The 1,661-nt window shown below is 72.4% G+C and carries 1 protein-coding gene; it reads left to right on the top strand.

All coding sequences use genetic code 11. The features are described 5' to 3' along the window. Positions 1-128: 128 nt before the first annotated feature. Positions 129-1,661 (top strand): condensation domain-containing protein (locus LQ326_RS47080; RefSeq protein WP_234545361.1); only part of this gene is annotated, 1,533 nt, incomplete at its 3' end.

Here is a 1,661-nt window from a genome sequence, read left to right as displayed (position 1 = left end):
GTCGACGTCCCGCTCGCCCTCGTCTTCGACAACCCCACCATCCACACCATGGCCACCGCCCTGGAGAACCTGTTGCTGGACGCGGTCGGCGATCCGGCCGGGTCCGCCACCGCCGAGAGGACCCGCTCATGACCAGGAGCCGGACTCCCCAGGCGGAATCGCAGGAAGCGCGGCGCGCGCTGGTCACGACGCTGATCCAGGGCGCCCGCGCCGCCCAGCGCGCCGACGCGACGGCGGCGGCGATCCCGGTGGCCGACCGGCGCGCACCCGTGGCGTCGTACTCGCAGGAGCGGATGTGGCTCCTGGAACAGATGATGCCGGGCTACAACACGTCCACCGTGATCAGGGTCCGGGGTGCTCTCGACGTCGACGTGCTGGCCCGGAGCCTCACGGTGGTCGTCGGCCGGCACGAGGTGCTGCGGACGGTCTTCGACGAGCGGGACGGCGCCCCCGTCCCCCGGGTGCTGCCGGCGGCCCCGGTCCCGGTCCTGGTGCACGACGTGCACGACGCGCACAACGCAAACGACGCGGACGACGCGGACGGGCACCGCGCCGGGGAACGGTACGCGGCGGGCGTCGAGTTCGCCCGTGAGCTGATGCGCGAGCCGTTCTCCCTGTCCGCCGGTCCGGTCTTCCGGGTCGCCGTGGTGCGGCTGGCCGAGGACGACGCGCTGCTGGTTCTGGTGGTCCACCACATCGCGATCGACGGGACCTCGATGCGGGTGCTGTGGTCGGAACTGTCCCGGGCGTACGAGGCGCTGGCGGCCGGCCGGGAGCCGGAGCTGGTGCCGCTGCCCGTCCAGTACGGGGACTACGCGGCATGGAGCCGGGTCCATCAGACGCCGGAGCGGCTGCGGCACCAGCTGGACCACTGGCGGGAGCGGCTGGCGGGCGCGAGTGCCGACGAACTGCCCACGGACCGGCCCCGGCCGGCCGTGCGAACCGGGAACGGCGCCCAGGTCTCCTTCACGATCGACGGCGAGCTGGGGGCGGCGGTCCATCGCTTCTCGCGGGAGCACAACGCGACCCCGTTCATGACGCTGACCGCCGCGTTCAGCGTGGTTCTCGCCCGGCACTCCGCCACCCGGGACGTCACCCTGGGCACGCCGGTCGCCGGCCGGACGCGTCCCGAACTCGACGGGCTGATCGGTTACTTCGTCAACACCCTGCTGATCCGCACCGAGTTGGCCGACGACCCGTCCTTCGAGGCCCTGCTGGCGTCCACCCGGGCGAACACGCTCGCCTCCTACGAGCACCAGGAACTCCCCTTCGAGGCGCTGCTGGAGGAGCTCCGGCCGGAGCGGGACCCGAGCCGCAATCCGCTGTTCCAGGTGCTGTTCGCCCTGGGCGACGAGGAGACGGACGAGCTGGTGCTGCCCGGTCTGACGACCGAGCGGGTGGAGGTGGTCGACGGCAAGTCGCGGTTCGATCTGAACGTGGCCCTCACCCGGGCCGGTGACGCGTTCACGGGGATCGCGTACTACGAGGCGGACCTCTTCGACTCCGCCACCGTCGACCGGCTGATGCGGCACTTCGTCACCTTCCTGCGCAACGCGCTGGCGGATCCCGCCCGGCCCGTCTCGGGTGTCGACATGGTGGACGCGGTCGAACGCGACCGGCTACTGGCGGCTGGGCTGGGCGGGGCCGTGGTGTTCCCGGAG

Origin of the sequence: Streptomyces shenzhenensis, assembly GCF_021462265.1 — a bacterium.
GTDB classification, from domain to species: Bacteria; Actinomycetota; Actinomycetes; order Streptomycetales; family Streptomycetaceae; genus Streptomyces; species Streptomyces shenzhenensis.
This window is presented reverse-complemented; position numbering and strand designations above follow the sequence as displayed.